23 protein-coding genes are annotated in these 25,323 nt (G+C 45.7%); 3 read left to right on the top strand and 20 right to left on the bottom strand.

Going from position 1 to position 25,323, the window contains the following annotated elements; all coding sequences use genetic code 11:
• Positions 1-7: 7 nt before the first annotated feature.
• From PMI05_RS12390 to PMI05_RS12375, 3 genes are all read right to left on the bottom strand, one after another.
• Positions 8-1,309 carry an alpha-glucosidase/alpha-galactosidase gene (locus PMI05_RS12390; RefSeq protein WP_007721771.1) on the bottom strand — a complete coding sequence of 434 codons (1,302 nt, stop codon included), beginning with the start codon at positions 1,307-1,309 and terminating at the stop codon, positions 8-10.
• Between the two features lie 360 nt (positions 1,310-1,669).
• Entirely contained in the window at positions 1,670-2,239 is a 570-nt protein-coding gene (locus PMI05_RS12380; protein ID WP_007721767.1) for a cupin domain-containing protein, read from the bottom strand.
• A gap of 99 nt (positions 2,240-2,338) precedes the next feature.
• Entirely contained in the window at positions 2,339-3,022 is a 684-nt protein-coding gene (locus PMI05_RS12375; RefSeq protein ID WP_007721765.1) for an MOSC domain-containing protein, read from the bottom strand.
• A 127-nt stretch (positions 3,023-3,149) separates the two neighbouring features.
• On the opposite strand from PMI05_RS12375, the gene PMI05_RS12370 reads away from it, so the two are divergent.
• Positions 3,150-4,046: a LysR family transcriptional regulator gene (locus PMI05_RS12370; RefSeq protein ID WP_007721763.1), complete on the top strand. Its 897-nt coding sequence runs from the start codon at positions 3,150-3,152 to the stop codon at positions 4,044-4,046.
• Between the two features lie 88 nt (positions 4,047-4,134).
• Here the strand turns inward: PMI05_RS12370 and PMI05_RS12365 are convergent, their stop codons facing one another.
• The 4 genes from PMI05_RS12365 to PMI05_RS12345 form a co-directional block, all read right to left on the bottom strand.
• Positions 4,135-4,749 (bottom strand): MarR family winged helix-turn-helix transcriptional regulator, encoded by a 615-nt coding sequence (locus PMI05_RS12365; protein ID WP_007721760.1) that lies wholly within the window; start codon positions 4,747-4,749, stop codon positions 4,135-4,137.
• Between the two features lie 111 nt (positions 4,750-4,860).
• Positions 4,861-5,100 (bottom strand): thioredoxin family protein, encoded by a 240-nt coding sequence (locus PMI05_RS12360; RefSeq protein ID WP_007721758.1) that lies wholly within the window; start codon positions 5,098-5,100, stop codon positions 4,861-4,863.
• Between the two features lie 488 nt (positions 5,101-5,588).
• Positions 5,589-6,953, bottom strand: a complete 1,365-nt coding sequence (locus PMI05_RS12350) for an ATP-binding protein (RefSeq protein WP_007721753.1) — start codon at positions 6,951-6,953, stop codon at positions 5,589-5,591.
• Positions 6,954-6,965: 12 nt separating this feature from the next.
• Positions 6,966-7,652, bottom strand: coding sequence for a response regulator transcription factor (locus PMI05_RS12345; protein ID WP_007721751.1), 687 nt, complete (start codon positions 7,650-7,652; stop codon positions 6,966-6,968).
• 147 nt (positions 7,653-7,799) lie between these two features.
• On the opposite strand from PMI05_RS12345, the gene PMI05_RS12340 reads away from it, so the two are divergent.
• On the top strand, positions 7,800-8,522 hold the full coding sequence (locus PMI05_RS12340; protein WP_007721749.1) for a C40 family peptidase: 723 nt from the start codon (positions 7,800-7,802) through the stop codon (positions 8,520-8,522).
• Between the two features lie 96 nt (positions 8,523-8,618).
• Here PMI05_RS12340 and PMI05_RS12335 read toward each other — a convergent pair whose 3' ends face one another.
• Entirely contained in the window at positions 8,619-9,467 is an 849-nt protein-coding gene (locus PMI05_RS12335; RefSeq protein ID WP_007721748.1) for a D-Ala-D-Ala carboxypeptidase VanY, read from the bottom strand.
• A gap of 240 nt (positions 9,468-9,707) precedes the next feature.
• Here PMI05_RS12335 and PMI05_RS12330 point away from each other — a divergent pair, with 240 nt between their 5' ends.
• Entirely contained in the window at positions 9,708-10,370 is a 663-nt protein-coding gene (locus tag PMI05_RS12330; protein ID WP_007721746.1) for an S-layer homology domain-containing protein, read from the top strand.
• 53 nt (positions 10,371-10,423) lie between these two features.
• On the opposite strand, the gene PMI05_RS12325 is transcribed toward PMI05_RS12330, so the two are convergent.
• The 12 genes from PMI05_RS12325 to PMI05_RS12275 all read right to left on the bottom strand — a co-directional run bounded on the left by PMI05_RS12325 (position 10,424) and on the right by PMI05_RS12275 (position 25,242).
• Complete coding sequence (locus PMI05_RS12325) at positions 10,424-11,260, bottom strand: M55 family metallopeptidase (RefSeq protein WP_007721744.1); 837 nt, start codon at positions 11,258-11,260, stop codon at positions 10,424-10,426.
• 24 nt (positions 11,261-11,284) lie between these two features.
• Positions 11,285-12,706 (bottom strand): serine hydrolase, encoded by a 1,422-nt coding sequence (locus tag PMI05_RS12320; protein WP_007721742.1) that lies wholly within the window; start codon positions 12,704-12,706, stop codon positions 11,285-11,287.
• 209 nt (positions 12,707-12,915) lie between these two features.
• A complete protein-coding gene (locus PMI05_RS12315; protein WP_007721741.1) occupies positions 12,916-14,064 on the bottom strand; it encodes an acyl-CoA dehydrogenase family protein in 1,149 nt (382 codons plus the stop codon).
• A gap of 36 nt (positions 14,065-14,100) precedes the next feature.
• Positions 14,101-14,259, bottom strand: a complete 159-nt coding sequence (locus PMI05_RS31355) for a hypothetical protein (protein WP_007721740.1) — start codon at positions 14,257-14,259, stop codon at positions 14,101-14,103.
• Positions 14,256-14,699 (bottom strand): citrate/2-methylcitrate synthase, encoded by a 444-nt coding sequence (locus tag PMI05_RS12310; protein ID WP_007721739.1) that lies wholly within the window; start codon positions 14,697-14,699, stop codon positions 14,256-14,258. The genes PMI05_RS31355 and PMI05_RS12310 overlap by 4 nt, the downstream gene beginning before the upstream one ends.
• A 139-nt stretch (positions 14,700-14,838) precedes the next feature.
• Positions 14,839-16,713, bottom strand: coding sequence for an ABC transporter ATP-binding protein (locus PMI05_RS12305; RefSeq protein WP_007721738.1), 1,875 nt, complete (start codon positions 16,711-16,713; stop codon positions 14,839-14,841).
• The gene (locus tag PMI05_RS12300; RefSeq protein ID WP_007721737.1) at positions 16,710-18,449 is read right to left on the bottom strand and encodes an ABC transporter ATP-binding protein; all 1,740 of its coding nucleotides are present in this window, start codon (positions 18,447-18,449) and stop codon (positions 16,710-16,712) included. The genes PMI05_RS12305 and PMI05_RS12300 overlap by 4 nt, the downstream gene beginning before the upstream one ends.
• Positions 18,450-18,557: 108 nt before the next feature.
• Positions 18,558-20,144, bottom strand: a complete 1,587-nt coding sequence (locus tag PMI05_RS12295) for a hypothetical protein (protein WP_007721735.1) — start codon at positions 20,142-20,144, stop codon at positions 18,558-18,560.
• Positions 20,145-20,195: 51 nt separating this feature from the next.
• Positions 20,196-20,924: a thioesterase II family protein gene (locus PMI05_RS12290; protein ID WP_007721733.1), complete on the bottom strand. Its 729-nt coding sequence runs from the start codon at positions 20,922-20,924 to the stop codon at positions 20,196-20,198.
• 30 nt (positions 20,925-20,954) lie between these two features.
• On the bottom strand, positions 20,955-21,662 hold the full coding sequence (locus tag PMI05_RS12285; RefSeq protein ID WP_007721732.1) for a 4'-phosphopantetheinyl transferase superfamily protein: 708 nt from the start codon (positions 21,660-21,662) through the stop codon (positions 20,955-20,957).
• Positions 21,659-23,458, bottom strand: a complete 1,800-nt coding sequence (locus PMI05_RS12280) for an ABC transporter ATP-binding protein (RefSeq protein ID WP_007721730.1) — start codon at positions 23,456-23,458, stop codon at positions 21,659-21,661. The genes PMI05_RS12285 and PMI05_RS12280 overlap by 4 nt, the downstream gene beginning before the upstream one ends.
• A gap of 2 nt (positions 23,459-23,460) precedes the next feature.
• Positions 23,461-25,242 (bottom strand): ABC transporter ATP-binding protein, encoded by a 1,782-nt coding sequence (locus PMI05_RS12275; protein ID WP_007721728.1) that lies wholly within the window; start codon positions 25,240-25,242, stop codon positions 23,461-23,463.
• Positions 25,243-25,323 lie beyond the last annotated feature (81 nt).

Below are 25,323 nucleotides of genomic sequence, written 5' to 3'. Positions count from 1 at the left end.
TGCCTCGTTATGAAAATTGCGGGAGCCAATCTCCGTGGGCTTCGATTAAATCATCACATAAAGACACAATGTCATCGATGGATAATTCTGAAGCTGTGTGAGGATCGAGCAGTGCCGCATGGTAAATGTTCTCCTTTTTCCTTGTGATCGCTGCTTCGATAGTTAGAAGTTGCGTATTAATATTCGTGCGATTGAGAGCGGCCAACTGCTCAGGAAGTTCCCCAACATACGTGGGGGTAACACCGTTTCGATCTACCAGGCAAGGTACTTCTACACAAGCCTTTTCCGGAAGATTGCTAATGAGTCCCCCAGTATTCAAAACATTACCACCAATCGTAAATGGCGTGTTGGTTTCCATTGCTTCCATGATGTAAGATGCGTATTCTAGGGTGCGAGTATGACTGATTTGCTTGTTGTTCACCAAGTCTTCCCGCATGGCTGCCCATTTGTTTATTTGTTCTACGCAGCGTCTCGGATATTCGTCCAATGGAATATGAAAGCGTTCGATCAGCTCTGGATATCTGCCTTTAATAAAGTAAGGGTGGTACTCCGCATTATGTTCGGAGGATTCTGTCACATAGTAACCAAAGCGAAGCATGAGCTCAAATCGAACCATATCATCGTGTCCCGCCTTTTGTTTTTCCGCTGCACGCCGTTTTATCTCTGGATACAGGTCTACCCCATCTCGTGTGATCCCCAGCAACCATGCCATATGGTTGATCCCCGCAATTTTATATTGAAGATGGTCTGTCTCCATTCCAAGAGACTTTAGCAAATAAGGCGCGCATACTTGGACACTATGGCAAAGACCGACTGCTTTGATCCCGCCAAAACGAAGCAACGTACCCGTCAAAGCAGCCATGGGATTCGTATAGTTGAGAAACCAGGCATTCGGGCAAACTTCCTCTATATCACGTGCAAAATCAAGTAATACCGGGATTGTTCTTAAATTTCTGAATATACCACCTATACCCACGGTGTCTGCGATCGTTTGCTGTAGACCATAACGTTTGGGGATTTCGAAGTCGGTAATGGTACAGGGGTCATAACCACCGATCTGTACGGCGTTTATTACGTATTTTGCTCCACGCAATGCTTCCTTTCGGTCGGTATAGGCTTTGACCGTCACCCTTCTACCTGTACTTTCCTTCAAATTGTTCAACATACTCTCAGAGTCTTTGAGCCTTTGGGGATCAATATCATACAGAGCAAACTCTGAACCTTCTAACGCAGAAACATGCATGCAGTCTCCTAACACATTCTTGGCAAATACAGTACTTCCCGCTCCTAAAAAAGTGATTTTGGGCATGACTACCCTCCTATCGGATTTGCAATGCAAAATATTGCGATTTATAAAACAGAATGATTTGTACATTCTTAGCGTAATGGAGCGAAATGTCACCAGCAAGGGTAAAAAAACCGTATCCAATGATAAAAAATTGCTGTATATATTCCAGTTCTAGACCAGGGAATAAGAAAAAGCTCGATTCATTGATCATTTGGTAAAGCGTGCTCGCCATACCTTCCCCTATCTTTTTGAGTCGTTGCCTCAAAGTGGATACAGGTCGGATTATGTAAGACAAGCTGGAGTCCAAACAGAAAAACCACCTGACCATTTCTAGAGGTGGTTTCTGTGATGTCTGGCACCATTTCCTAACGATTCGATTCCTTATTGAGGGCTATGCTCAGAAGCCATGGCACTGGCTTTCGTCTCATGAACGGTGCCAAATGGATGATGAGGTGGCGCGTAGATGGAATATACTTTAAGCGGCGTATTACCCGTATTGATCACATTGTGCCATTTGCCCGCAGGGACCATGATCGCATCGTTATCATTTACTCTTTGTTCAAAATCTAAATGATCTTGTCTATCCCCCATCCGAACAAGTCCTTGACCTTCTTCTACTCGGATGAATTGATCCGTATTCGGATGATTTTCTAAACCGATGTCGTCTCCAACATTTATACTCATCAGCGTCACCTGCAGGTGCTTCCCTGTCCATAATGCCGTACGGAATGTGTTGTTTTGCTTTGTCGCTTGCTCAATATTCACGACAAATGGTTTTGGTCCATAATCTCTCAATTCGATAGTATTCTGATCACGATTCCAGTATCTATTCCCATTCGCATGGCTCCAGCTGTAATAATGAGGACTCCAACCATAGTGAAAATGGTTGTTATTCCAGCCGGCAAGAACAGGATAATACCATTGATAGTAATGGTAAGAGTTGTTGTACATCTCATTCTCCTCTCCAGTGTAAAGGATTTACCCTTTAGCCTATGTGGCTACCTAATGACAGGTAACTATTCTGAAGAGCAAATATTTATATACCTGTAGTTATGATTGGTTGCCGGTCATCCTTTCACGGGTATCAATTTCTACGCCGGATAATCGTTTGGTAAAGGTCGCTCGCCAATTTGAGGACAGCTCCTCTACTTCCAACAGTTTTTTCATGCCATCGATATTGTCTTTCTCTTGATGCATGATTCGGTTTGCATAGGAGACCGTTATCGCTCTTGGATGACAAGAGAGTCTGATCAATCCATCCGTATGAGATACAAGCCCTTCTTTTAGCACGCGAAAATAAAAGCCAGTATAGCCGGTCTCTTGGACCTTAACCAACATTTCAGGTACACCGTAACGCACAGACAATTTGTAACAGGGTTGTCTCGGTTGACTAACCTGTACGATTGCTTCCCCTAGCTGAAAGGTATCACCGATGCATACGTCCGTCTCAACTAATCCCCGAATCGTCAGATTTTCTCCGAAGGCACCGATTGCCAGCTCTCTCTGTAATTCAGCTTCCCAGAATGGGTAGTGTTCATACGGATAGACGCATACAGCCTTCTCCTTGCCCCCGTGGTGGACCAGATCTGCCTGTCCATCTCCCTCGAAATTTAAAAAGGATAGATAAAGAGCTTTTGTTGCAGGGCTTTTGAAGATTCCGGTAGAAACCTCTTTGTTTTGATACTGTACTTGTTTGGGTTTACCTACATTCAGTGAAATGATTTCGATATTCACAAACGATCACCTCATTCTTTTATGGAAATGCGCAATGCGCACTACATTCATACAAATTCATAATAATTTGTTCTATAATGATAGGAAAAACCTATTGTTCGAGCATAAATATCCGGAGGGATGGTCGTTGGAGCTCAAGCAATTAGAGTACTTTATGGCACTGTGCCAGGAGTTGAATTTTACTCGCGCAGCCGAGAAATTGGGTATTGCGCAGCCTTCACTCAGTCAGCAAATCCGTCTGCTTGAGCATGAAATCGGTATGCCCTTGTTTGATCGCGTCGGCAAACGAACGGTTATGACGGAAGCAGGAAAAACATTGCTTCACCATAGCTATAATGTGTTTCATGAGTTGTCACAGGCACGTGCAGCGATTAGTGAGCTGCAAGGCTTAAGCAGAGGCGCATTAAAAATTGGCGTACTGCTAACGGTAGTCAATTACTTGCTCCCGCCTACTGTTATCGAGTTTCACCAGCGTTATCCGAAGGTTGAATTGTCTATTTTCGGGTTGAGAACCGGTGATATTTACGAAGGACTTCTGAAAAACGAACTCGATCTCGGTATTGTTTTTTTGCCTATGGAGCATGACGACCTGGAAACCATTCCGCTCTATACAGAAAATCTGGCATTAGGAGTACCGGTGGATCATCCGATCGCGAAGGAACCGTTTGTTTCACTTGCGATTTTGAAAGAAACCCCCTCCATTTTATTGCCCAACACGTACTTTTTGCGTCAGTTGATTGATGAAAAGTGTCAGGAGCTGGGCTTCTCGGCACAACCTGTTTTGGAGATGACCACAATGGAATCGATTACGAATATGGTCGGACAAGGTGTCGGTGTCACGGTACTTTCGAAAGGCTACCTCGACTATATCGATGATAAACGGATTCGCACGATTCCGATCCAACAGCCCACTATCACGGCGCAAATCGGTATCGTATACCGGAAAAACAAGTATTTGTGTGCAGCAAGCCGAGTCTTTATGGAGCAGTTAATTGCCACGGTAAAACGCGATGATGTTCGATGATGCGAGAGTCAAGATCAGTTTATGACGAGGCAAATCATTGTTCAATAGCAGCGTTGTTATCATTTCGATAGGTATTGCCTATCATTATTTAGTCATTCCCGGTGGAAATATGCTCGGGGCATTCTTTCAAGGATGCTTCATGCGTGAGATACTTTTCAATGAACGAGCAATAATGAGGTGTATGGGAATCACCTGTATTTGGCCGAAAATGAATGCAGCCTAAACAGGGCTCCGCTACAACCAAATGACCACGTCTTTGCATCGCTGTTATCACGGAGCCGAGCCCGATCTCGAAATCTTCCAGTATCTCATCTGGAATAGAATGAAGGGCTTCCTCCAGTGTATGCCCCCATTTTTCAAGATTCGATGCAGCTTCGTCCCCTTTTGCAGTCAGTTGAAGCAGGGTCACTCGTCGATCTTCTTTTTTAGGTACTTTCGTCATGTGTCCTTTCGTTACGAGTCCATTGATAATCTTTACGGCTGTCACATGCGTCGTTCCGATTGCCTTGGCAAAGTTACCAATGGAAGCCACGTCGCTTCTCGTGTACAAAGTGAACAGTAACGCCTGAATTTGTACGGGTGACAATCCCTGTTCATCACTCTCTGCCTGGGTCACCTTTTTTATCGCCTGGGACATACGAAATAGCGCCATCATGATACGAGCTGAGCGATTTTCCTTACGTTGTTGGGGATCAAACATCATGAGCTTATCTTACCTTCCATGTTCCATTCTTCTATCCATTGTAAATGCCAAACATGGTCGTGTAAAAGCATAGGAAAAAGGAGGCGCCTATAAAGCACCTCCTTTTCTCATTTAGCCTTTTTTCACATCTTCCAAGCTTGCCCCAAAGTTAATGTGGTAGACGTTTCCGCCAATCACGAGAGCAGGTACTGATTGAATACCAGCCTTCTCTGCTTCCTCAATACGATTCCGCTCTGTACCAAGGTGGACAATTTCGATATCGATCTTTGTTTGATCCAGGTAATCAAGGACGACTTGCTCCGCATCAACACATACTGGGCAACCTGCGTGATAAAAAATAGCTTTTAACATTTGGAATCAGCTCCTATCGATTTTATGTAGCATTGCTACGTATTTGATTATAGGTGCGACCATCTTTCGGAACAATTACAAATTCCCTATGATTATCATAGGGAATCACGATGAATGAAGCCTTTGAACGCTTCACAAATTCTGATGCAATCCTTCGCCTCCTCTACATTCCTAGTGACAACTGTACAAGAGAAATCCATGTCATCTGAACAAACCAAAACAGGAAGAGCTACATTTGTAAAAGAAAGTAATTCAAGGACTTTTTGCTGATCCCGATTATCAAAAAGCCCGATAGGTGGAACTAATAATTCAAAGGAACGACTCTGAGTATTTTGATTCAAATAGTCATCCAAAGTGATGTCTTTGATCATAATGACATACTGGGGATGCTGAAAACCCTTGAGAAACGAAGGCTCTGGAATGCACGCCCGCTCTGACCTGTTTTTTGGAAAAAGCTCACAGAGCCCCATGGTTAATCATTCGTGTCGTCAATCCATTCCCGCTTTTTTCAACATAACATGAACAATCAAGCCTCTTTCCGTGGAAGGAGCAATAGAAATGCTACCCTCGTGATCTGCGACAATCGCTTGGGCGATGGCCAGACCGATCCCGCTACCTCCCCTTTTTCGCGTGCGGGATTTGTCCACGCGATAAAATCGCTTAAAAAGGTGGGGAATCTCTTTTGCTTGAATACCGATCCCTGTATCCTCTACCACAATATGCACAACTTCTTCATCCCCATATGCTCGTACCTTCACTTGTCCTTCATCTGTGTATTTCCGTGCATTGTCCAAAAGAATGTCCAATAACTGTCGAATCCGCTCCCGATCCATCAAAAGGACAAGAGCTTCTTCCCATTCAAAAAGTAGCTTAATTTGTGGAGGGAAAATGGGTACCCACGCTTGCTTTACTTCAAGGAGCAGAGGGGTCAATGGCTGAACGACTTTCGCTGATCCTAGTTGAGAGGTATGCTGCAATTTGGCTAGCGCCAACAGGTCATCAATGAGTTTGAAAAGTCGTTTACACTCCTGTTGAACAGCTGCGAGTGCTTCGTCCCTTACTTCTGGCTTGTGCTGCCCCCATCTTTGCAGAAGATTTACATACCCTTCAATAATCGAGAGCGGTGTTCGCAACTCGTGAGATGCATCTGTGACGAATCGTTGCTGATAGACCATTGCTTCTTCCATACGATCTAACAACAGATTAAAGGCATGGATCAGCTCGTAGATTTCAGTCTCTACGCGATGATGGTGAATTCGTTGGGAGAGCCGTTGAGGGAAAATGGAATGGATTTGCTGGATAAGATGATCGAGAGGCTTAAGTCCCCAGTTACTCAACCAATAGCCTCCAATCGCCGAAAGAAGCAAGGTAAAAAAGGAAGAGAGAAAAAGAATCGTGAGCAAGATGGAAAAATACCATTCAAGCGCTTCTGTCGTAGTAGATATTTGCACAAACAAAAGCTCGGATGTGAACGGCAGCTGCACAGGTTCTTTTGCGACCAAGGTTCTTACATAATAGTCTTCCGGCTCTTTTGTCCAATTGGCTCCCTGTATCGAAGCGATTTCCTTGCCGTTTTGGTCGCTAATGTTTATGAATTGATTGACGTCAGCGTAATTCGTTAACAAACGCGTCAAATAGGTAATCGTCAGCGATGCTTCTTCGGTGATTTCCGTTTTCAAATCGGCTGCGATGGCGGTTGCCTTCTGATTGAGTAATTTTTGCTCATGTTGATGGACGAGATTAGAGGTGCTGAAAAAAATAAATATGGACAAAAAGAGAAGCAAGACCAGCATGCCAGAGCTAAAAAACAGCGTGAGTCTCCATTTGAGTGAGTATCTGCGATGTGTAAGCACTGCGTTCTCCTTTTAATCTCGTAGTGTATATCCAATTCCTCGCACGGTATGAATCAGTTTGACGGATGGATCACTTTCAATCTTGTTCCGTAAATACCGAATATACACATCCACGATGTTGGTATTCCCCATAAAGTCAAAACCCCAAACGACTGTAAGAATTTGCTCTCGCGAGACTGCTTGCTCCTTGTTTTGAACCAGATAATAAAGCAAATCAAACTCGCGTGGTGTCAACATGATTTCCTCTTCATCGAGGAACACTCGCCGCGCGTTGGGCTGGATACGCAATCGGCCAACCACTATCTCTTGATTCGCTTTTGATTCCCGCTGACGCAATAAGGCTCGAATCCGGGCAAATAACTCCTCGATGGCAAACGGCTTCGCCAGGTAATCATTGGCCCCACTGTCTAATCCCGTCACGATATCCGGAACCTCTCCACGAGCCGTGATCATGATAATGGGGACATCTTTGGTTTCCCGAATTCGTCGGCATAATTCTATCCCCGATAATTCGGGCAGCATGACATCCAGCAGGATGAGGTCGTACTCAATCGTTAGTGCCTTTTCTAATCCGGAAAGCCCGTCGTATTCAATATCCGTCGAAAATCCTTCATTCTCCAACTCCAACTGTAAGTATCTTGCCAAGTTATGCTCATCTTCCACGAGCAGCAAATAGCCTTTTCCATCTGGCGTAGGCATGCATATCATCTCCGTTTGAATATCTTACCAACAGTTTTCTCAGAAAACTCTCATGAAATTCTACCGGGAATCTTAGTTTTGTCCTGTACGATAAGAGCGTGGATGAGAAACACACAACAACATCAACGATTCAGAAGGAGGAACATCATGACAAAGCGAAACTGGAAAGGTACAACTACTACGGTCGTAGCTATTTTAATGGGAACTTCTCTTCTCATGAACGGACAAGCCTACGCGGCTTCTGAGACTAGTCTCACCTCCACAACTACTCATAATCAGGATAAACAGCAGGATCAGCATAAGAATGATCAGAGCCTGCAACAGAATATCGAAGAATCCGTTGCAGATCAGGGCAATGAACAGGCTGTTTTTGAACAATTTGATCAAATGGTGCAAGATGGTACGAATAATGACATGACAGCCAATGAGGAAAGTACTAATGATGGTAGTCAGAATAAACAGATAGATAGTAAATCGGCTTCCTCTTCCGACATTGCCGATCAGGTCATTTCAGAAGGATTGAAGTATAAAGGCGTACCTTATAAATTTGGTTCTAGCAAAAAAACGACGCGTACATTTGATTGCTCTTCCTTTACACAGCGAGTGTTTAAAGAGGTCGGAGTAAGTCTGCCGCGAGACTCACGTCAACAGTCCAAAGTCGGTCAAAAAGTCTCGAAGGGTCAACTGAAAAAAGGAGATCTCGTTTTCTTCCGCAGCTACGGCAGCTCGTCTTCTCGGATTACCCATGTTGCCATTTACGCTGGAGACAATAAGCTGCTGCATACGTACGGTAAGCCGGGAGTTACGACAACCAAATTCAAAGGGACTTCCTGGGAAAAACGCTTTGAGCTTGGAAGACGTGTAATTTAATCATCTTCTTGGGCGCAACAAAAAAGGCTGCTGAGAGCTTCAGCAGTCTTTTTTCATATCTCTTCAAAACTAGCGGCCTGATTCGCTCTCTGCAAACTACAAAAACTCTGTCACAATGACACCTCCCTGATTGTCACCAGAAAGCACATACTTCCCATTGGTAGGTACTTGAATCATGATGGTAGTCGCCACTGGATAATAATAAATTTTGTAGTCGCCACCATTTATCGTCCCTGACATTTCCTTTGCCTCTCGCAAGTAATTCACGTACTCCTCCAAGGATAATTGACGCTCTTGCATAATGGCGCTGTGCGGCAAACCTACAAATCGGTAATGCATAGGATTGTAAGGGATGCCAGTGATTGAGACTTTTTCCTTTGGATAGCGAAGAATGAACCCGTATTTCCAAGCGTTTTCTTGTAGCCACTTCCCTTCTGGGGATTGGTCGATTTTCATTTGTGTGGATGCAACGTCCAAAGCTGTGCCCAGATAATGTTCGCTAAAATAATCTGGCAATGCTTCGTCTTCATGTCCCTTCTCATCAGCCAGTTTTCCCGGTTTTTCCAAACTTCGATAGCCTCTTTTGATCATAAAATGCGCTACATTATCACTGCTTGCTGCATGGACCATCTCGTTGAACGCCTCCGCTGCGTTCTCAGACAATTCAATGGAATTGTCTTGCAAGCGATAGCCCTCCACTAAATATTTGTGCGAAGACAGATGGATCACATCGGATGGCACCGCCTCTGAATGGATCGGATGCTTCTTGTTGACCAATAACAGATCGCCCTGATAAATCTGGTCTTGTTCAACGCGAATCTCTTTGTATTTCGGGAAAGCTGTAGCATTCGGCTGTTTTTGCCATACATCCTCTACAAGAGGTTGCAAAAATGAATAGGCCAGTAGCAATAAAAGGATACTTAGTAAGAGAAATCGCTTTTTCATTTCCATTTCCTCCATGTTTCAAACACACGTTATTCTTTTTCAATATGATGATATTAGGCAATGATAAATGAAATCGTGGGCAAAAGATAAAATTTTTCTTAAATCATTTTGTTGTAAACAAACAGAAAATTTTCGCAGTGGTTCTTTGTAAATTGATAGGAGTACGAAAGAAAGCTGAAACGTTATCATTTGTTCCTCGTCAAATGGAGTGAAACTTCAAAAATTGACGAGGTGGCTACCATGAATATCAGAACAAATATGATGTCTCTTTCCATCCTTGCTGTTTTAACTGTATCATTCGCCCAACCAAGCTTTGCTGCAACGACTCCTTTTACGGATCTTGCCCAATCGGGAGCGAAAGATAAAATTCTTGCCTTACAGCAACAAGGTGTGATAAAAGGCGTAGAGGATAGCAAATTTGCACCTAACGAAACGATAACGGCTGCTCAAGGTATTCAACTGATTGTAAATGCCTTTGATTTGAGTCTGGCAGAGATCCGTTTTGTAAAGGCTCCACAAGCTACTGACTTTTTTTCCAAAGCAGATAACGATGCTTGGTATGCAGAGAGTCTGATCATAGCGGCTGCGAACGGTTTGGAGTTACCAGCTGATCTCGATCCGAATGCTAAATGGACCAAAGAGCAGTTCATTCACCAGTTAATGAGAATCATGGAGACCAAGGGCAATCTTCCGATGATCAAACTAGTACCAGTAGAAATCCGAGATGACCATGAACTCACCGTGGATTACCAAGGCTCCATTCAACGAGCTTTGGCAAGAGATATTATCGAATTGGACAAGGAAAACAAGCTCCATCCGCAAAAGCCCGTCACGCGTGAAGAAGCAGCCGAAATGATATATAATGCCCTTGCGTATTTGAAAAGCCATAAGCCACTGAACTAAAACGAAAAAAATGCAGCGATCCTCGTGATAAGGGGGCTGCATTTTTGGTTTACTTAACCAGTAATCATCTGATTCACTTGCCCGGTTATCAACAGCATGGCTTGCAAGACGGGCATCATGCTAACAAGATCAGCCGAATGGAAGCGTACCGTTCGTCCTTCAATGAGTTCAATTCCTGGCATCCAGCTGACTGCTGTGGCAAATTGTGATTTCGTAAACTCGACTTCTATCGTATTCTCTGCTCTTTGCTCGAGCGGTTTAACTGTACTGCGATGGAGCAATGCTTCTTTTGCTTGCTGACGGATTAGCTCTCTCGCACGAACGGGATGCATCGCTTGCGACGAGAGTCCCGTTATCCCTGTTTTCACAGCGACCGTAAAGACTCCAGGGATATCTTCTTCGACCTCTTTGGCCGTCTGGGAATCTCCGGTAACGAGTACGACAGGGACACCAAAGGCTCCCGCGATTGCTGCATTTAAACCTGCTTCGCCCACCTCTTTGCCATTTAAGATCAGCCGATGGATAGCTAGGCCAGACAATGTATGATTGAGTACCGCATCTCCTGTTCCCGCTTTTCCATGATAACCGATGAAAAATGCGGCATCGCAGCTACTGTCGATCCCCTGCATCATACAGAGAGGCTTGAAAAAACCACGGATGACATCTGCCTGGGGATGCAATTCTTCCAGAATGATATTGTTCATCGGTCCATGAGACTCATTGACGATAATTTCGGTAGCTCCTGCTTCCAGTGCACCCTCAATCGCCGCATTTACATCTTGTGTCAGTAGTCTTCTCCCCGCTTCGTAATGTCTGCGACCGGGGATAACATCCTCCCATTCGCTTAGTCCAGAGATCCCTTCCATGTCCAACGAAATAAACACCTTCATGCGAAACTGCCTCCCTATTTTAGATTAGACTGCTTTCGACATTTGGCGCGACCCAAACGCCAAGCGCTTGATCTCACCGTCTGGATGGCGAATAAAGCGGATGAGTGAATCGATGTTGTGGCGTGTGAACAAAAACGTATCTTCGCCAACGGAACGCAGTGGGAACACATCACTGCCTAAAACGAGTACGAGCTGTCTCTGTGTTTCATCGAATTTAATCTCTACTACGTCACCTTCTCCGGATTTATATGTACCGGGGCATTGCTGCAAGTAAGCAAGCGGCACTTCCCATTCGGAAAACGTGGCGAACTGCGTCTCGAGCGGGCGACCGAACATGCTGTTCAACAAACCTAATGTCAGATTGGAAATGGGGGCATCATCCATGTTGGTCAAAAGAATGCCAGTTACTCCCGCCTCTGGGACGATGAACATTTGCGCGGTCATCCCTTTTAAGCCGCCAGTATGGGTAAGTAAGGTGTACTCTTCGGAAAAAGGAAACACGCCAAGTCCGTAACCATAGCTGCGGCTCAAATCAATACGGACATGAGGGGTAGTCATTTGTGAGGCGCTATCTTCCGAGACGATTCTCGCTCCATTTGAAAGCCCGCCTGTCCGATAAACATCCGCATACAGAAGCATGTCACGAGCGGACGATTTGAGGAAGCCTGCTGCACGCATGGAGGGAGCATCCCACCAACCAGGGGCACGTACTACTTCACGAACACCATCATTCATTCGAGGTGTGTACAGCATGGTAGTATTGTCGTCCTCGCCTAATTCCTCCACATGAAAAACCGTGCGTTCCATACCAAGTGGCTGTAAAATATGCTCTTGGACATAGGCTTCGTATGTTTTGCCGCTGGCCCGCTCAATAATCGCCCCAAGCAAGCCAAAAGCTTCGTTCGAATAGCTGAATTCTGTCCCAGCAGGTCCCAACAATTCAAAGGGCAGCTTCTCTATATATGCCATGAGGTCTTCGAAGGTATCGATTGGGTGTTTACAGTGCGCTTCAAAATGTTGGAGTAATTCTTCTGCTGTCGGATCGGCTTGTAAACTGGGTAGCATTGCGGGAACGAGAGCTGGAAGTGGTGGAAATCCGAGGGTATGTGTCATGAAATGATGAATGCTGATGCTCTTCGTTTGTGCTTCGTTCGGTGTGCGAAACTCAGGTAAATAGGTGATAACCGGATCATGCACGGAAAGCTTTCCTTCTTCCTGAAGCTGCATGATCGCCATGCATGTAAACGATTTCGTAATCGATCCGATCCCAAATACCGTATCCAGATCGATGGGAGCTTGCTTTTCGCGGTCCCGATAACCAAACGCTTTTCCATAAGTGAGTTCTCCGTCTTTGGCTACAGCAATAATCGCACCGGGAACTTGAAAATCATCCATCAGCCTTTGAACGTATGCTTCAAACGACGCTTCCCACTCATTCATCTTCATGTCATGCCTCCTTAGGTTCATTACTTACAAACAGGAAAGCAATTTCAGGTTTCATTCCGAAGTATATACTTCATAAAAATAAGGATGTGAAGTTCATGCGCTAGTAGAATTATAAGCGGCAGATGAAAAAACGACAATATATAATTCTGAAAATAAAAAATATTAATAACAAAGCGCAGTCAAATCCAGCATTCGTTCTTATCACTTGATTACGAGTATTCCTTACGTAAACGACCTGCGATGATGTTCTTCTGGATTTCCGAGGTACCTTCATAAATCTTGGTAATTCTCGCATCCCGGTAATAACGCTCGACTGGGTATTCCTTGATATATCCGATCCCCCCATGGATTTGTACCGCTTTATCTGCCACACGGTTATAGACTTCGGAGGCAAACAGTTTCACCATCGCGGCTTCTTTGATCACATTCTTGCCTTGGTCCACGAGCGATGCGACATGATGCGTAAACGCACGCAGTGTTTCACAGTCCAGTGCTATTTCTGCCAAGTAGTGCTGGATAATTTGTTGTTCAAAAATCGGCTTGTCAAATTGGATGCGCTCCATCGCATATTTCATGGACATATCCAGTAGTTTTTGGCAAGAACCGAGATTTCTGGCTGCCAATCCCGCCCGTCCATTCGCTAGGATTTTGAGAGCATTGGTATAGCCCATTCCCTCATGGCCAAGGACGTTTTCTACAGGCACTTCGCAATCTTCAAAAAATATTTCAGCCGAGTGGGAGCCCCTTAAGCCCATCTTTTCCTCTATTTTTCCGATCTGGAAGCCTGGGAAATCTTTTTCGACTAAAAAGGAGGTAATCCCTTTTGCTCCCATGGACGGATCCGTGACAGCCATGACCGTAAAAATGCCAGCGATGGGCGCATTCGTGATGTAATGTTTGGAGCCATTCAGGATGAACTTGTCTGCTTTTCGTACAGCCCTTGTCTTTAAATTAGTCGCATTTGATCCTGCACTTGGTTCTGTTAAAGCGAAAGCACCAATCATTTCACCGGTAGCCATGCGCGGTAAATATTTTCGTTTTTGCTCCTCAGTGCCCATTTCGACAATCCCTACAGAACCGATGCCATTATGGCAACCAATGACGGTCGTAAATCCATTGCTTGTTTTCCCAATCTCTTCAAAAATAGCGCATTTTGCAAGCATATCAATACCCAGTCCGCCGTATTGTTCGGGGATGCTCAGTCCAAACAATCCTAATTCTTTACACATCTCCATGATTTGATCTGGTATATGATCTTCGCGTTCAATGTGATCAGCGACTGGGTCGACCTTCTCACTGATAAAACTCCGCACAGCTTTGCGCAGCTCTTCTATTTCACTGCTGAATGTAACGTTCATGTCTTCCGCTCCCCCTCTTACTGTGATGTCGGTTTACTACTTCACTTCGTCTGGTATGCGATTAGTGTAGAGGGTATTCTCCTCCACAAAGTCGTATAGCTTCTGTGCCATGCAATCTTTCCTGCCCGATTCGATTTCTTCCACAATGTGGGCAATCAGTCCGACGGCCCTCGCCGCGACTGCAAATGATTTCACGACACTCGCCCGAACCCTGGCATTTGCAGTCCTCTTTCTTCACGCTCCTCCAGGATTCGTTTGGCGACCTCTTTCCTGTCGCAAACGGCACCGTACTTCTGCAACCCTTCTTGGAGTATTTGGGCAACGTATTCCATAGCTCCTAGATAGACTGAACCCGCTCCCAACAATCCCGCTGCGACTGCAGCTTGCACAGCTTCTGGTGCTCCCAGATAGGTCAAGCGTGCGGAAATCGAGCTGGGCGTAAATCCATGTTCACATATAGCAACCATGCACGCATTCAACATTTTCGATTCATTTTGGGTAGGCTTCCGGTGGGCTGCCCCTAGGAATGCCATATCCGCCAAGGTGATCTGTCCAATTAATTCTTCTGTCAAATCATAGCCATGAACATAAATCTTGTCTGATTTTGATACACCGATGTTTGTCTGGAATTCCATTCTCTTCCCTCGCTTTCGTATTCATAGAACTGGTTTACCTGCTTGATTTATTTACAAGCAATTACCGTGCCATCTTGCCCATTTCCTCTCCCAACAATAAAACCGCCCTAACTTGGCGGTTTCGCGTAAAGTAACGTTTTTAGCCTGCTGATGTGGACTCTGCAAACTGACTGTTGTATAAATCCGCATAAAAACCATCTTGCTCCATCAACTCGTCATGTGTTCCTTGTTCAATGATCGTTCCCTTGTTCATGACGAGGATCAAGTCTGCATTTCTGATCGTAGACAGTCGATGTGCGATCACAAAGCTGGTACGGCCCTTCATCAGCTCATTCATCGCTTCCTGGATATGCACCTCGGTACGTGTATCAACGCTGCTTGTTGCTTCATCCAAAATCAGAATTGTTGGGTCTGCCAAAATAGCACGAGCGATGGTCAACAGCTGTTTTTGTCCTTGGGAAATATTGGAGGCTTCTTCATTTAACACCGTCTTGTACCCATCTGGTAGCGTACGAATAAAGTGATCGGCGCGAGCTGCCTTCGCTGCGCGAATGATATCCGTATCGGAAGCGTCAGGATGTGCATAGGCCAAATTATTATGGATCGTTCCGTTAAACAGCCACGTATCTTGCAAGACCATGCCGAACAGGGAGCGAAGATCGCTTCGTTTCATGCGTGTAATATCGACGTCATCGATCAGAATCGCTCCGCCATTGAGCTCATAAAAGCGCATAAGCAAATTAATCATGGTCGTCTTACCCGCACCTGTTGGGCCCACGATCGCAATCTTTTGCCCAGGCTCTACTACGAGATTGATGTCTTGCATCAGCAAATGCCCTTCTTTATAACCAAACTTGACATGCTGAAATTCCACTTTGCCTTTAGGCGCTGCGATCGTGACTGGCTCTTTGCTTTCAGGTACTTCCTCTTCTTCATCCAAAACCTCAAAGACCCGCTCCGCTGAAGCGATCGTCGACTGGATCAGGTTGGCGATATTCGCTGTTTGCGCAATTGGCATCGTGAACTGACGAGTATATTGGATAAATGCTTGGATATCCCCGATTTCAATTGAACCGTTCGTAGCGAGAATCCCGCCGACAATGCAGACAAGCACGTATCCGATATTTCCGATGAAACTCATTACCGGCATGATAATCCCTGAAATAAATTGCGCCCGCCATCCGGCTTCGTACAGCTTTGCATTGATTTGATCAAATGTCTGCTGTGACTTCTTCTCATATCCAAACGCCTTTACAACCTGATGCCCCGTAAACATTTCTTCTACATGCCCATTCAATTCACCAAGCGAGCTCTGCTGTCCGATGAAATGCTTTTGTGACTTCGAGGCGATCTGTTTCGTAGCAATGGCACTGAGCGGCAATGTCAAAATTAGAATGAGCGTCAATAATGGGCTAATCGTCAGCATCATAATGATGACACCAATGATCGTCACGATGGCAGTGATGAGCTGTGTCAGGCTTTGCTGGAGCGTGTTGCTGATATTATCAATATCGTTTGTGACACGGCTCAAAATATCCCCATGCATTTTCGAATCAAAGTATTTCAGCGGCAGACGGGACAACTTCTCATTTACCTGCTCACGCATGTCATAGACGATTTTCTGTGAAACGCCTGCCATCACATATTGCTGTAAATAGCTAAACAGCGCACTGATGACATACAATCCGATCAAAAGGAGCAGGATATTTGCGATATACGCAAAGTCAAATACGATTTCCTTTGGCTGTCCCTGCATAACACCAATCATGCCTGCGAAAAGACTCGTCGTGGCCTTCCCCATCAGTTTCGGACTAACAATGGCAAAGAGCGTACTCAAAATGGCAGCCAGAAACACAATGATCAGCTGTACACGGTGTGGCCGAAAGTAGCCGATCAAGCGCTTGAGTGCACCTTTTAAGTCCTTTGCTTTCGCTCCTGGCATCGCCATTCCCATCGGACCACCCATGTGGCCGCCACCCTTTGGCGCTTGCTTACCTCCTCGCGGCTCACTCATGCGATCTCCTCCTCTGTCAGTTGGGATCGCACGATTTCCTGATAGACTGCGCAGTTTTTCATGAGTTCTTCATGTGTCCCCATACCCGCAATCGAGCCTTCATCCAGCACAATAATCTGGTCTGCGTCCATCACGCTGCTAACCCGCTGAGCCACGATGATTAACGTGGATTGGTTCTTATCAATTTCTTCTTTTAATGCGGCTCGCAATAACGCATCTGTTTTGAAATCCAACGCAGAAAAACTGTCATCAAACATGTAGATGGCCGGCTGACGGACAATTGCGCGTGCAATCGATAACCGCTGTTTTTGTCCACCGGAGACGTTCGTACCACCTTGGGAAATGTGTGCTTCGTATCCGCCCTTCATACTCGCAATAAAATCGCCCGCCTGCGCAATTTTGGCGGCGTGCTCGATTTCGGTATCTGTCGCGTCTTCTTTACCGAAGCGAATATTGTCGGCGATCGAGCCTGAAAAGAGCAGCACTTTTTGTGGGACATAGCCAATTTTTGCTCGCAATTGTTCTAGAGGCAGGTCACGTATGTCAAGGCCGTCTACCCGAATGGCTCCGGAAGTCACATCGTAGAAGCGCTCAACCAGATTGAGTATCGTCGATTTACCAGAGCCTGTCCCTCCGATAATCGCGGTAGTCTGCCCCGGAAGAGCTGTAAAGGTGATCGAGGTCAATGCGGGATGCTCTGCACCCGGGTAAGAAAATGTGACACCTTGAAACTCCACCGTGCCTGAAGTTGTCGCTTTCGTTCGCGTCACAGGCTCTGGGCGATCATTTATGGTCGAATGTAAATCCAACACTTCGTTAATTCGGATAGCGGATGCAGAAGCGCGGGGAACCATGACGAAGATCATGGACAGCATGACCAACGAGAACATAATCTGTGTCGCATATTGGATGAATGCCATCAGATCACCAACTTGCAGGTCCATATTACTGACACGAATGCCACCAAACCAAAGAATGGCAACGGCAGACAAGTTAAAAGTCAACATCATAATCGGCATCAAGGCAGCCATGATTCGATTCACGTTAATCGCTGTCTGCGTCAAATCGGTATTCGCTTCGTTAAAACGCCTTTTCTCCACATCCATGCGGTTAAACGAGCGGATCACACGAATTCCCGTCAGGCCTTCCCTCACGACCAAATTCAGCTTGTCCAGCTTCTTTTGCATGGCTTTGAAAAGAGGCATCCCCTTTCGTGCGATCAGAAAAATGGCTAAAGCTAGAATGGGAACAGCTACTGCAAGAACAAGCGTCAGCTTGGCATCCTTAGATGAAGCCATGATAATTCCACCAATACACATCATGGGAGCAGCCACCATAATACGCAAAATCATGATCAAAACCTGCTGTACTTGGTTAATATCGTTCGTTGTTCTCGTAATGAGCGAGGCTGTACCGATTAGGTCGATCTCCTGCATGGAATAGTGTTCTACTTGGTTAAATACCCTGGAACGCAGCTCACGACCAAAGCTCATGGCAACCTTGGACGAGAAGTAACTGGCTCCAATGGCACAAAAGCCCCCACCAGCAGCAACGAGCAGCATAAAACCGCCAACCTTCCAAATAAAGAAGGTGTCCCCCTGCACAATCCCGACATCAACGATATCCGCCATTAATGTTGGCAAGTACAGATCGGATAACGATTGGACGAATACAAGCACCAATATCGCTGCGATTGGCCATTTGTAGGACGTTAAGTATCGAAACAGCCTAATCATACGGATGCACGCTCCCTTTCCTGCCTCTTCCATACTAAATTTCCATTTGGGATGCGGTTGTATGCAGAAAAAAACGACCCTTTTTCAGGGCCGTGAAATGGTTTGCTCTTATTTTTCTAATTCTCCATCACTATTTGTTACCGCAAAGTTGTAATTAATAGAGCGAGTAAACGGTTCGCCATCCTCATTGATGCCGGTTACGTCAAAGGAAAGATTATAAACGCCTGGCTTAGTCGGCACGGTAAAATTACCAGTAAGCTCATCTTCTTTTACGGCAAACTTCACTTCATCAATGACGCTTGCTTTTTCGCCGTTCAGCGAACGAGTCAGGTTTGCTTTTTCCAGTAACGATTGATCAATTTCGTTTTTGCCCAGGTCGACGGAAATCTTCGCTTTGTCGCCTTTCTTGAATACCTTCTTGCTCGCCTTTACTTTCGCTTCTTCTCCGCCTTCCACCGAAGCAACCATGAAAAAGGCGTCGTCAGAGCCCTCCACTTCAAGTGTCCATTCGCCTGCTTCAGGCTCCTCTACTTCAATGAAGTGATGAACAGCACCTTGGAATATCTCGGGTTCATCCTCCGATTTGCTTTTTTCACTGAGGTCCGCTTCATACTCTTTGCCAGACGGACTGATCAGCGTCACAACGGTGTCTTCCGACGAAGTCATCGTATCCAGATTCAACTGATTGATTCCGCTCTCCAGGAAAAATGTTTCCGAGACGTTGTCTTCTACTTCGCCGCCACGGAGAATGACGGAGCTCTCTTCTACATTAGTTGATTTTGATTTGTCGTCTTTGCTTACTTTATTTGCACGTTCACGAATGGACGCCTTTTGCAATTTCGGCTGAACCAAATCCCATGTTTGTGAGGCTTTCGCTATTTGACCGTGGGAAATGTCTTTTGTAAAGCTCTTGATCCCATAAGTTAAACCAAAGGCAGAATCAACGGAAACAGCACCATCATCTTCACCGGGAAGAACTGCATGAGCAAACCAGGTAGCACTAAACATGCCATCATCGCCTGTTCCAGCTGCCATGTATGTCTTTGTTGAACTAATTTCGCTACGGCTGTCAGTCTGCGCACGGAAGTTGGCCATATATGACGTTTGCAGGGAATACACCGCATCGTCTTTTTTGCCAAGAATGTCGGCGAGCCATCCCGCCCAATTGCTGTACGCCATGTCAGCCAATTCTGAACCTTTGTTTGGCGTGGAAAGCTGGTGAACAACGTTAACATACGGATGCGCGCCATAGTGGACGAGTGCTGTCTGTGTATCGATGCCACCTTTGGAATGTGCAATGATATTGATTTTGGAAACACCGTAATAATCTGCAACCTTTTTAATGACTTCGGCGAGCTTAGCTCCGTTTGTCCACATGTTGCCACCAGTACCATCCGCGTCCTTCAGTTGAACAAATGCGGTACGATACCCAGCGTTATAGGCTGCATCATAAAATCCATCTGTTGTATACCAGGTTTTGTAGGTGGAGTGCAGACCTTGGACAAACAGGATCACGGGCTTGTCTTTGGATGCATTGGGAGGAACCGCACCTGTGTACCAGTCACCAAAATGACCACTTGGATTGTCGTCATGCAAAGCCGGAGGTGGAGCCGCTGCGCTTGCAGCTTGCGGGTAGACTAGCGCCGTTGATAATGTAACGGCTGCCAGCAAACGAGATAGTGTTTTCTGATTCATGAAAAGAACACCAACCTTCACCTTAGGATTTATTGTTGCCGTGCACAATCGTTAGAATTGGGCACGGATTGCAACTGCCTGTTCTACTTTCAATGTGTCTTGAATGATCACAAGGATCGTATTCATTTGCTGATGAATAAAGAAATGCCCACCAGGCATGGGGTAAAATTTGCATTCTCGCCCGCAATAGTCTCGCCATGCCACAATATCTTGGATTTCAATCGAATCTTCTTTCCCAAACAAAACTGTCATGTTGACAGGGATTTGCTGAGGCAGCTCGTTATTCATTTCGTAAGTTTGCACGGCCTGGAAATCAGCGCGAATATTAGGCAAAAATAACTCCAAGAGCTCGTGATTGTCCAAAACTTCATTGGGAGTACCCCCAAGTGTACGTAGCGATTCGATGAACTCGTTATGCGGCAGGTTGTATGTTTTCACCAGTTTGTGATACGCATGTGGCACGCGTGATGCAGACAGGAACAAGTGCTGGGGCAGTGGCTTTCCATTCTGCAACAGCTTTCGCGTCAGTTCAAAAGCGATTAAGCCGCCCATGCTGTGGCCATAAAAGGCAAAAGGTTCTTCCCCCAGCTCTGGTGTGATCCGTTTGTATACATCCTCCAAGACCTCATAAAACGAAGTGGAAAGAACCACGCTATCACTCTGAAGTGAAGGCCTTACCTCGAATGGATCAATTTCCAATAACGCTGGCGACAATGCCCGCTTCCAACCGTAATAGATACTGGGAAGTCCACCTGCGTACGGAAAGCAAAACAATTTCATCTCTTTCCCCGCCCTTTCCTCATTCCGTAATTACCTCGACATCTTTCTATGAAAAATGGCCTGATGCAAATCTTGTACATCCTTCATGACTACTTGAGCAGAAAACTGATTGGTAGTCGCGCATACTGACAATTTATAGCCTGGATCGATCTCATACTGATGAAATGCCCAAGCATCGCGCGAATCATTTTGCGATATCGTAATCGATTGGTCTAGGCTTTTTCTAATGGCGAATGATTGTAATGAGATAGACAGCCCCATGCCTCTCGCTTTTATATAACTCTCCTTCAAGGTCCAAAGGTCGTAGAAATACGAAAGCTGTTCATCCGGATGTTTTGCCAAGAGATCTTCTACTTCGGCTGGTGCAAAATAATGAGTGGCAATATCCAACTCAATCGGACCTATTTGCTCCACATCAATCCCCACTTGCGAGTCATGTGTGGCGCAGACCACCCAATCTCCGGAATGCGAGACGTTAAAGCAAAAGTGGGGAAATGATTTCAAAAAAGGTTTTCCGTATGCATTGTAGTCATACTCGATTTCGTCATTGGAAATCTCGTAGGCTTCACAAATGAGAGAGCGTACCAGCACGTCCGCGAGCAACGCCCGATAGGAATCAGCCGGATTTCTGAAACGGTTGACCCGTTCCCGCTTTTCTTCGGGTAGTGCTTGCAAAAAACGGTCGAACAACTCTTTCTCCATGACAGCAGGACATTTCAAAGCGTAAATGGCAATCATGTAGTGCTCACTCTTCTTTCTGTCAATTCAAGACTACTGACTTGTTCTGCTCGATCCTTTCGCTGCTGCACTTCATACAATTTGGCATACGTGCCGTTGTGCTCCATTAACTCAACATGGCGACCTTGCTCGATGACCTTTCCTTGATCCATCACGTAAATCACATCGGCATCCTCTACCGTTGACAAGCGATGAGCGATGACGAGTACCGTTTTATCTTTCATGAGTGCGGTTAATGCTTGCTGCACCCAATATTCCGATTCTGCATCCAATGCGGAGGTTGCTTCATCCAGTAGAAGAATCGGTGCATTTTTCAGGATGGCTCTGGCAATGGCAATTCGCTGACGTTGTCCGCCAGATAGCTTGGCACCGCGTTCTCCCGTTTTGGTCTGGTAGCCATCAGACAGTTCCATAATAAAATCATGCGCATACGCTGCTTTGCTTGCTTTGATGACATCCTCTTCCGAAGCATCCAGGCAGCCGTAACGAATATTGTCTTCGATGGTTCCTTCGAACAAAAAGGCATCCTGAGGCACGTATGAGATCAAACTTCTAATTTCTGCAAGAGAATAAGCTCCCATGGGCTTGCCGAGTAAATAAAGAGCGCCGCTCGCAGGTGGGTAATACCCTAGCAGAAGTTTCATGACGGTGCTTTTTCCACTTCCACTCGTTCCGACTAGCCCAGCCATTTGGCCTTGCTCGACTCGCAACGAAACACCATCCAGCACATTTGTAGCTTCGTTGTACCCGAAAACGACCTGCTCCAGCTTCAGCATGCTTTCACAATACTGGTGTTTGTCGAGACTCTTCTGGTACTCTTCTGGTTCGAGAGGTTCATTCAGAAAATCGACGACTCGAGAAGCGCCAGCTAGCGAGCTCTGCAATGCTGTAATGACTTGGCCAAGCTGGAGAAATGCCAGTGTAACAAGCATCTGTTGTTGAACCAAAGCGACCAGCACGCCCAATCCGATCATTTGTTTGGAAACCATCATGATTCCAAAAACAAGCATTCCCCCGAAGCTTAAGAATTGGATGAAAAAATTGGTCCCTTCCAATAATCCGTGTTTATGCCCTTGCTTGATGGCAGACGAAGCTACTTCTTCGTTTGCTTCCGTGTAACGTGCGGTCACAACGTTATGTAAATGAAACATTTTGATGATGGGCAACCCAGACAAAAAATCGTTTAATCTTTCTGTCCCAATCCCCATCTGCTGTTGCATTCGGTCTCCAATGCGCCGGACTGACTTGGCAAACAGCGTATTCACATAAAGAGTCAATGTGCTAACGAGCAACAGGACGACGGCAATTTTCCAATCCATAGCAAACATTCCTATGATTGAACCGATCAGCGACAGCAGGATGATGCTTAACGTTTTCAATTGCTCTGCGTACGCGTTTTCCATGAGGACAACATCGTTGCCCAGTCTCGACATCGTATCTCCCGAATGGTGCTGCTCATAATAATCGAAAGGCAGCTTGCTTAAACGTTGATAGACATGCAGCCGAATGTTCGCAATGAGCTCGCGGACGCATCGTCGATAGATGTAGCTGAAAAATGGAGACAGGATACTCAGCAAGAGGAACATTACAGCCATGGTGGCAATTGCTCTGGTTAATAAAGCAGGGTCTTTTGTGTTCGCAAAATCCGTCAGATCCTTGAACACGAAAGGTAAAGATACCAATACAGCTGCTTGACCGATTCCGTCACCCACGAGTCCTAAAATATACGCTCGCTTTTTCGATTTCATAAACGACAGCAGTTGAAGTAGTTCCCGCATCAAATTCTGGATGAACATGCCTATACCCCCCCTGCAGCCAGCGAGCTGTGCATCTCTGTGGCAAACTGTTTTTGGTACAATCTGGTGTAAACGCCGCCTTGGGTAAGCAAATCGTAGTGTGTACCTCGCTCAACAATTTGTCCTTGCTCCAAAACAAGCACTTCATCCGCGTCTTTTATCGTGGACAGTCGATGAGCGATGACGAGAACCGTCCGATTTTTCATCACATTTTCCAACGCTTCTTGGACCAAAGCTTCCGATTCTGTATCCAAGGCAGACGTTGGTTCATCCAGCAGTAAAATTGGAGCGTCCTTCAAAATTGCTCGAGCAATCGCGATGCGCTGTTTCTGTCCGCCAGATAAACGAGAGCCACGCTCCCCTACTTTTGTTTGATATCCTTGCGGCAGCTCCATAATGAAGTCATGAGCATTGGCCGCTTTTGCCGCTGCGATGATCTCGTCTTGTGTCGCATGAATGCGGCCATACGAGATATTTTCCGCAATAGACACGGGGAATAGCGTCGTATCCTGAGAAACCATGGAAAGATAGCTCCGCATGTCCGTCATATTCCAATCCGCCATGGAATGCCCGAAAACATTCAGTCTTCCGTTGCCCGGTTCCATTGGATAGAACCCGCAAAGCAACTTCATGATGGTACTCTTTCCACTCCCACTGGCACCTACTAACGCAATGGTCTTGTTCGGATGTAGCGTAAAGCTAACGTTATTAAGAATCCTTGCCTGATCGTAGGCAAACGTAACGTTCTCAAACTGTACAGGAATCGCCTCTGGATCAACAGGAATCGCTGGCTGATCATTTTGTTCGACTGGCTGTGAAAAAATTTCTTGAAGCCGCTTTGCCGCACCTGATGTCTCTTGTACTTGGGCAAACAACACGGGTGCGAGTGAAAGTGGTTCGATGATAAAGTGAAGCAAATAGCTGAAAATGACCAAGCTGCCTAGATCCAATTCTCCCGCCTGAATCAAGTACCCACCATAAGCGACAAAAAACAGGATTGGGGAAGAAAACAATAAAATCCCTGGTGCTGTCATCCACGCGCGCTTCTTCTCTGCCTGGAACGCATTTTTCAATACCTGCTTCATACCCGCATGGTATTTACGATACAGAACGCCTTCCAATTGAAATGCTTTGACCATGTGAATCCCGGAAAGCGTATCCTGCGCGATGGCGTTCGTTTGACCCAGATGGTGCTGCATTTGTTCCGAATATTTTTGAAGCGGTTTGCTCATCCACCCTGTGATAGCGATGGCGACGGGAAGGATTGCGATACTGAAGATGATTAACTTCCAATTGATCGTCAACAACAGTCCAAGAGCTCCGACAAAAACAACTGGCAGATAAAAAAGCTGAAAAAAATGTTTTTGCAAAAAGCTTTGCAAGATTTGGGCATCCGTTGTTAAGCGAGAAACGAGATCACCGGAATGATATTTATCCATGGTGGACATGGGAACTTTTTCGAGATGAGCAGCCATGCTGTTTTTCAAATCTCTCATGGCTCTTGAACTGAATCTAGCTGCCGAATACGTGATGAAATATTTCGAGAGAAAACCGACGATGGTCAGACAAAAAATGATGAGGGCAATGCTGACCAGCTTGTCGAAGTCTTTCGTATGTTCGACCATGGTTTTGATCAGGACTCCCATCCAAATGTTTGCCACAGCCACAAGAAGCGAGGTAATGATACAGATCATGACCCAACCTCGATAAGGCTTTACATATGAGAGTACCCAGCCAAACACTGGATCTTTCTTTCTGTGCTGAGCTTGCTTGGTAAAAATCATTTGCTGCTCCTCTCCAAGGATGTAATGGATGAACTCCCCTTGGAAAACATGTTCCAAAGGGGAATCATCACAAAGCCGCGA

This window comes from Brevibacillus sp. BC25, assembly GCF_000282075.1.
Lineage (GTDB): Bacteria > Bacillota > Bacilli > Brevibacillales > Brevibacillaceae > Brevibacillus.
Note: the sequence above shows the minus strand (reverse complement) of the source record. Positions and strands in the feature narration are given on the sequence as shown.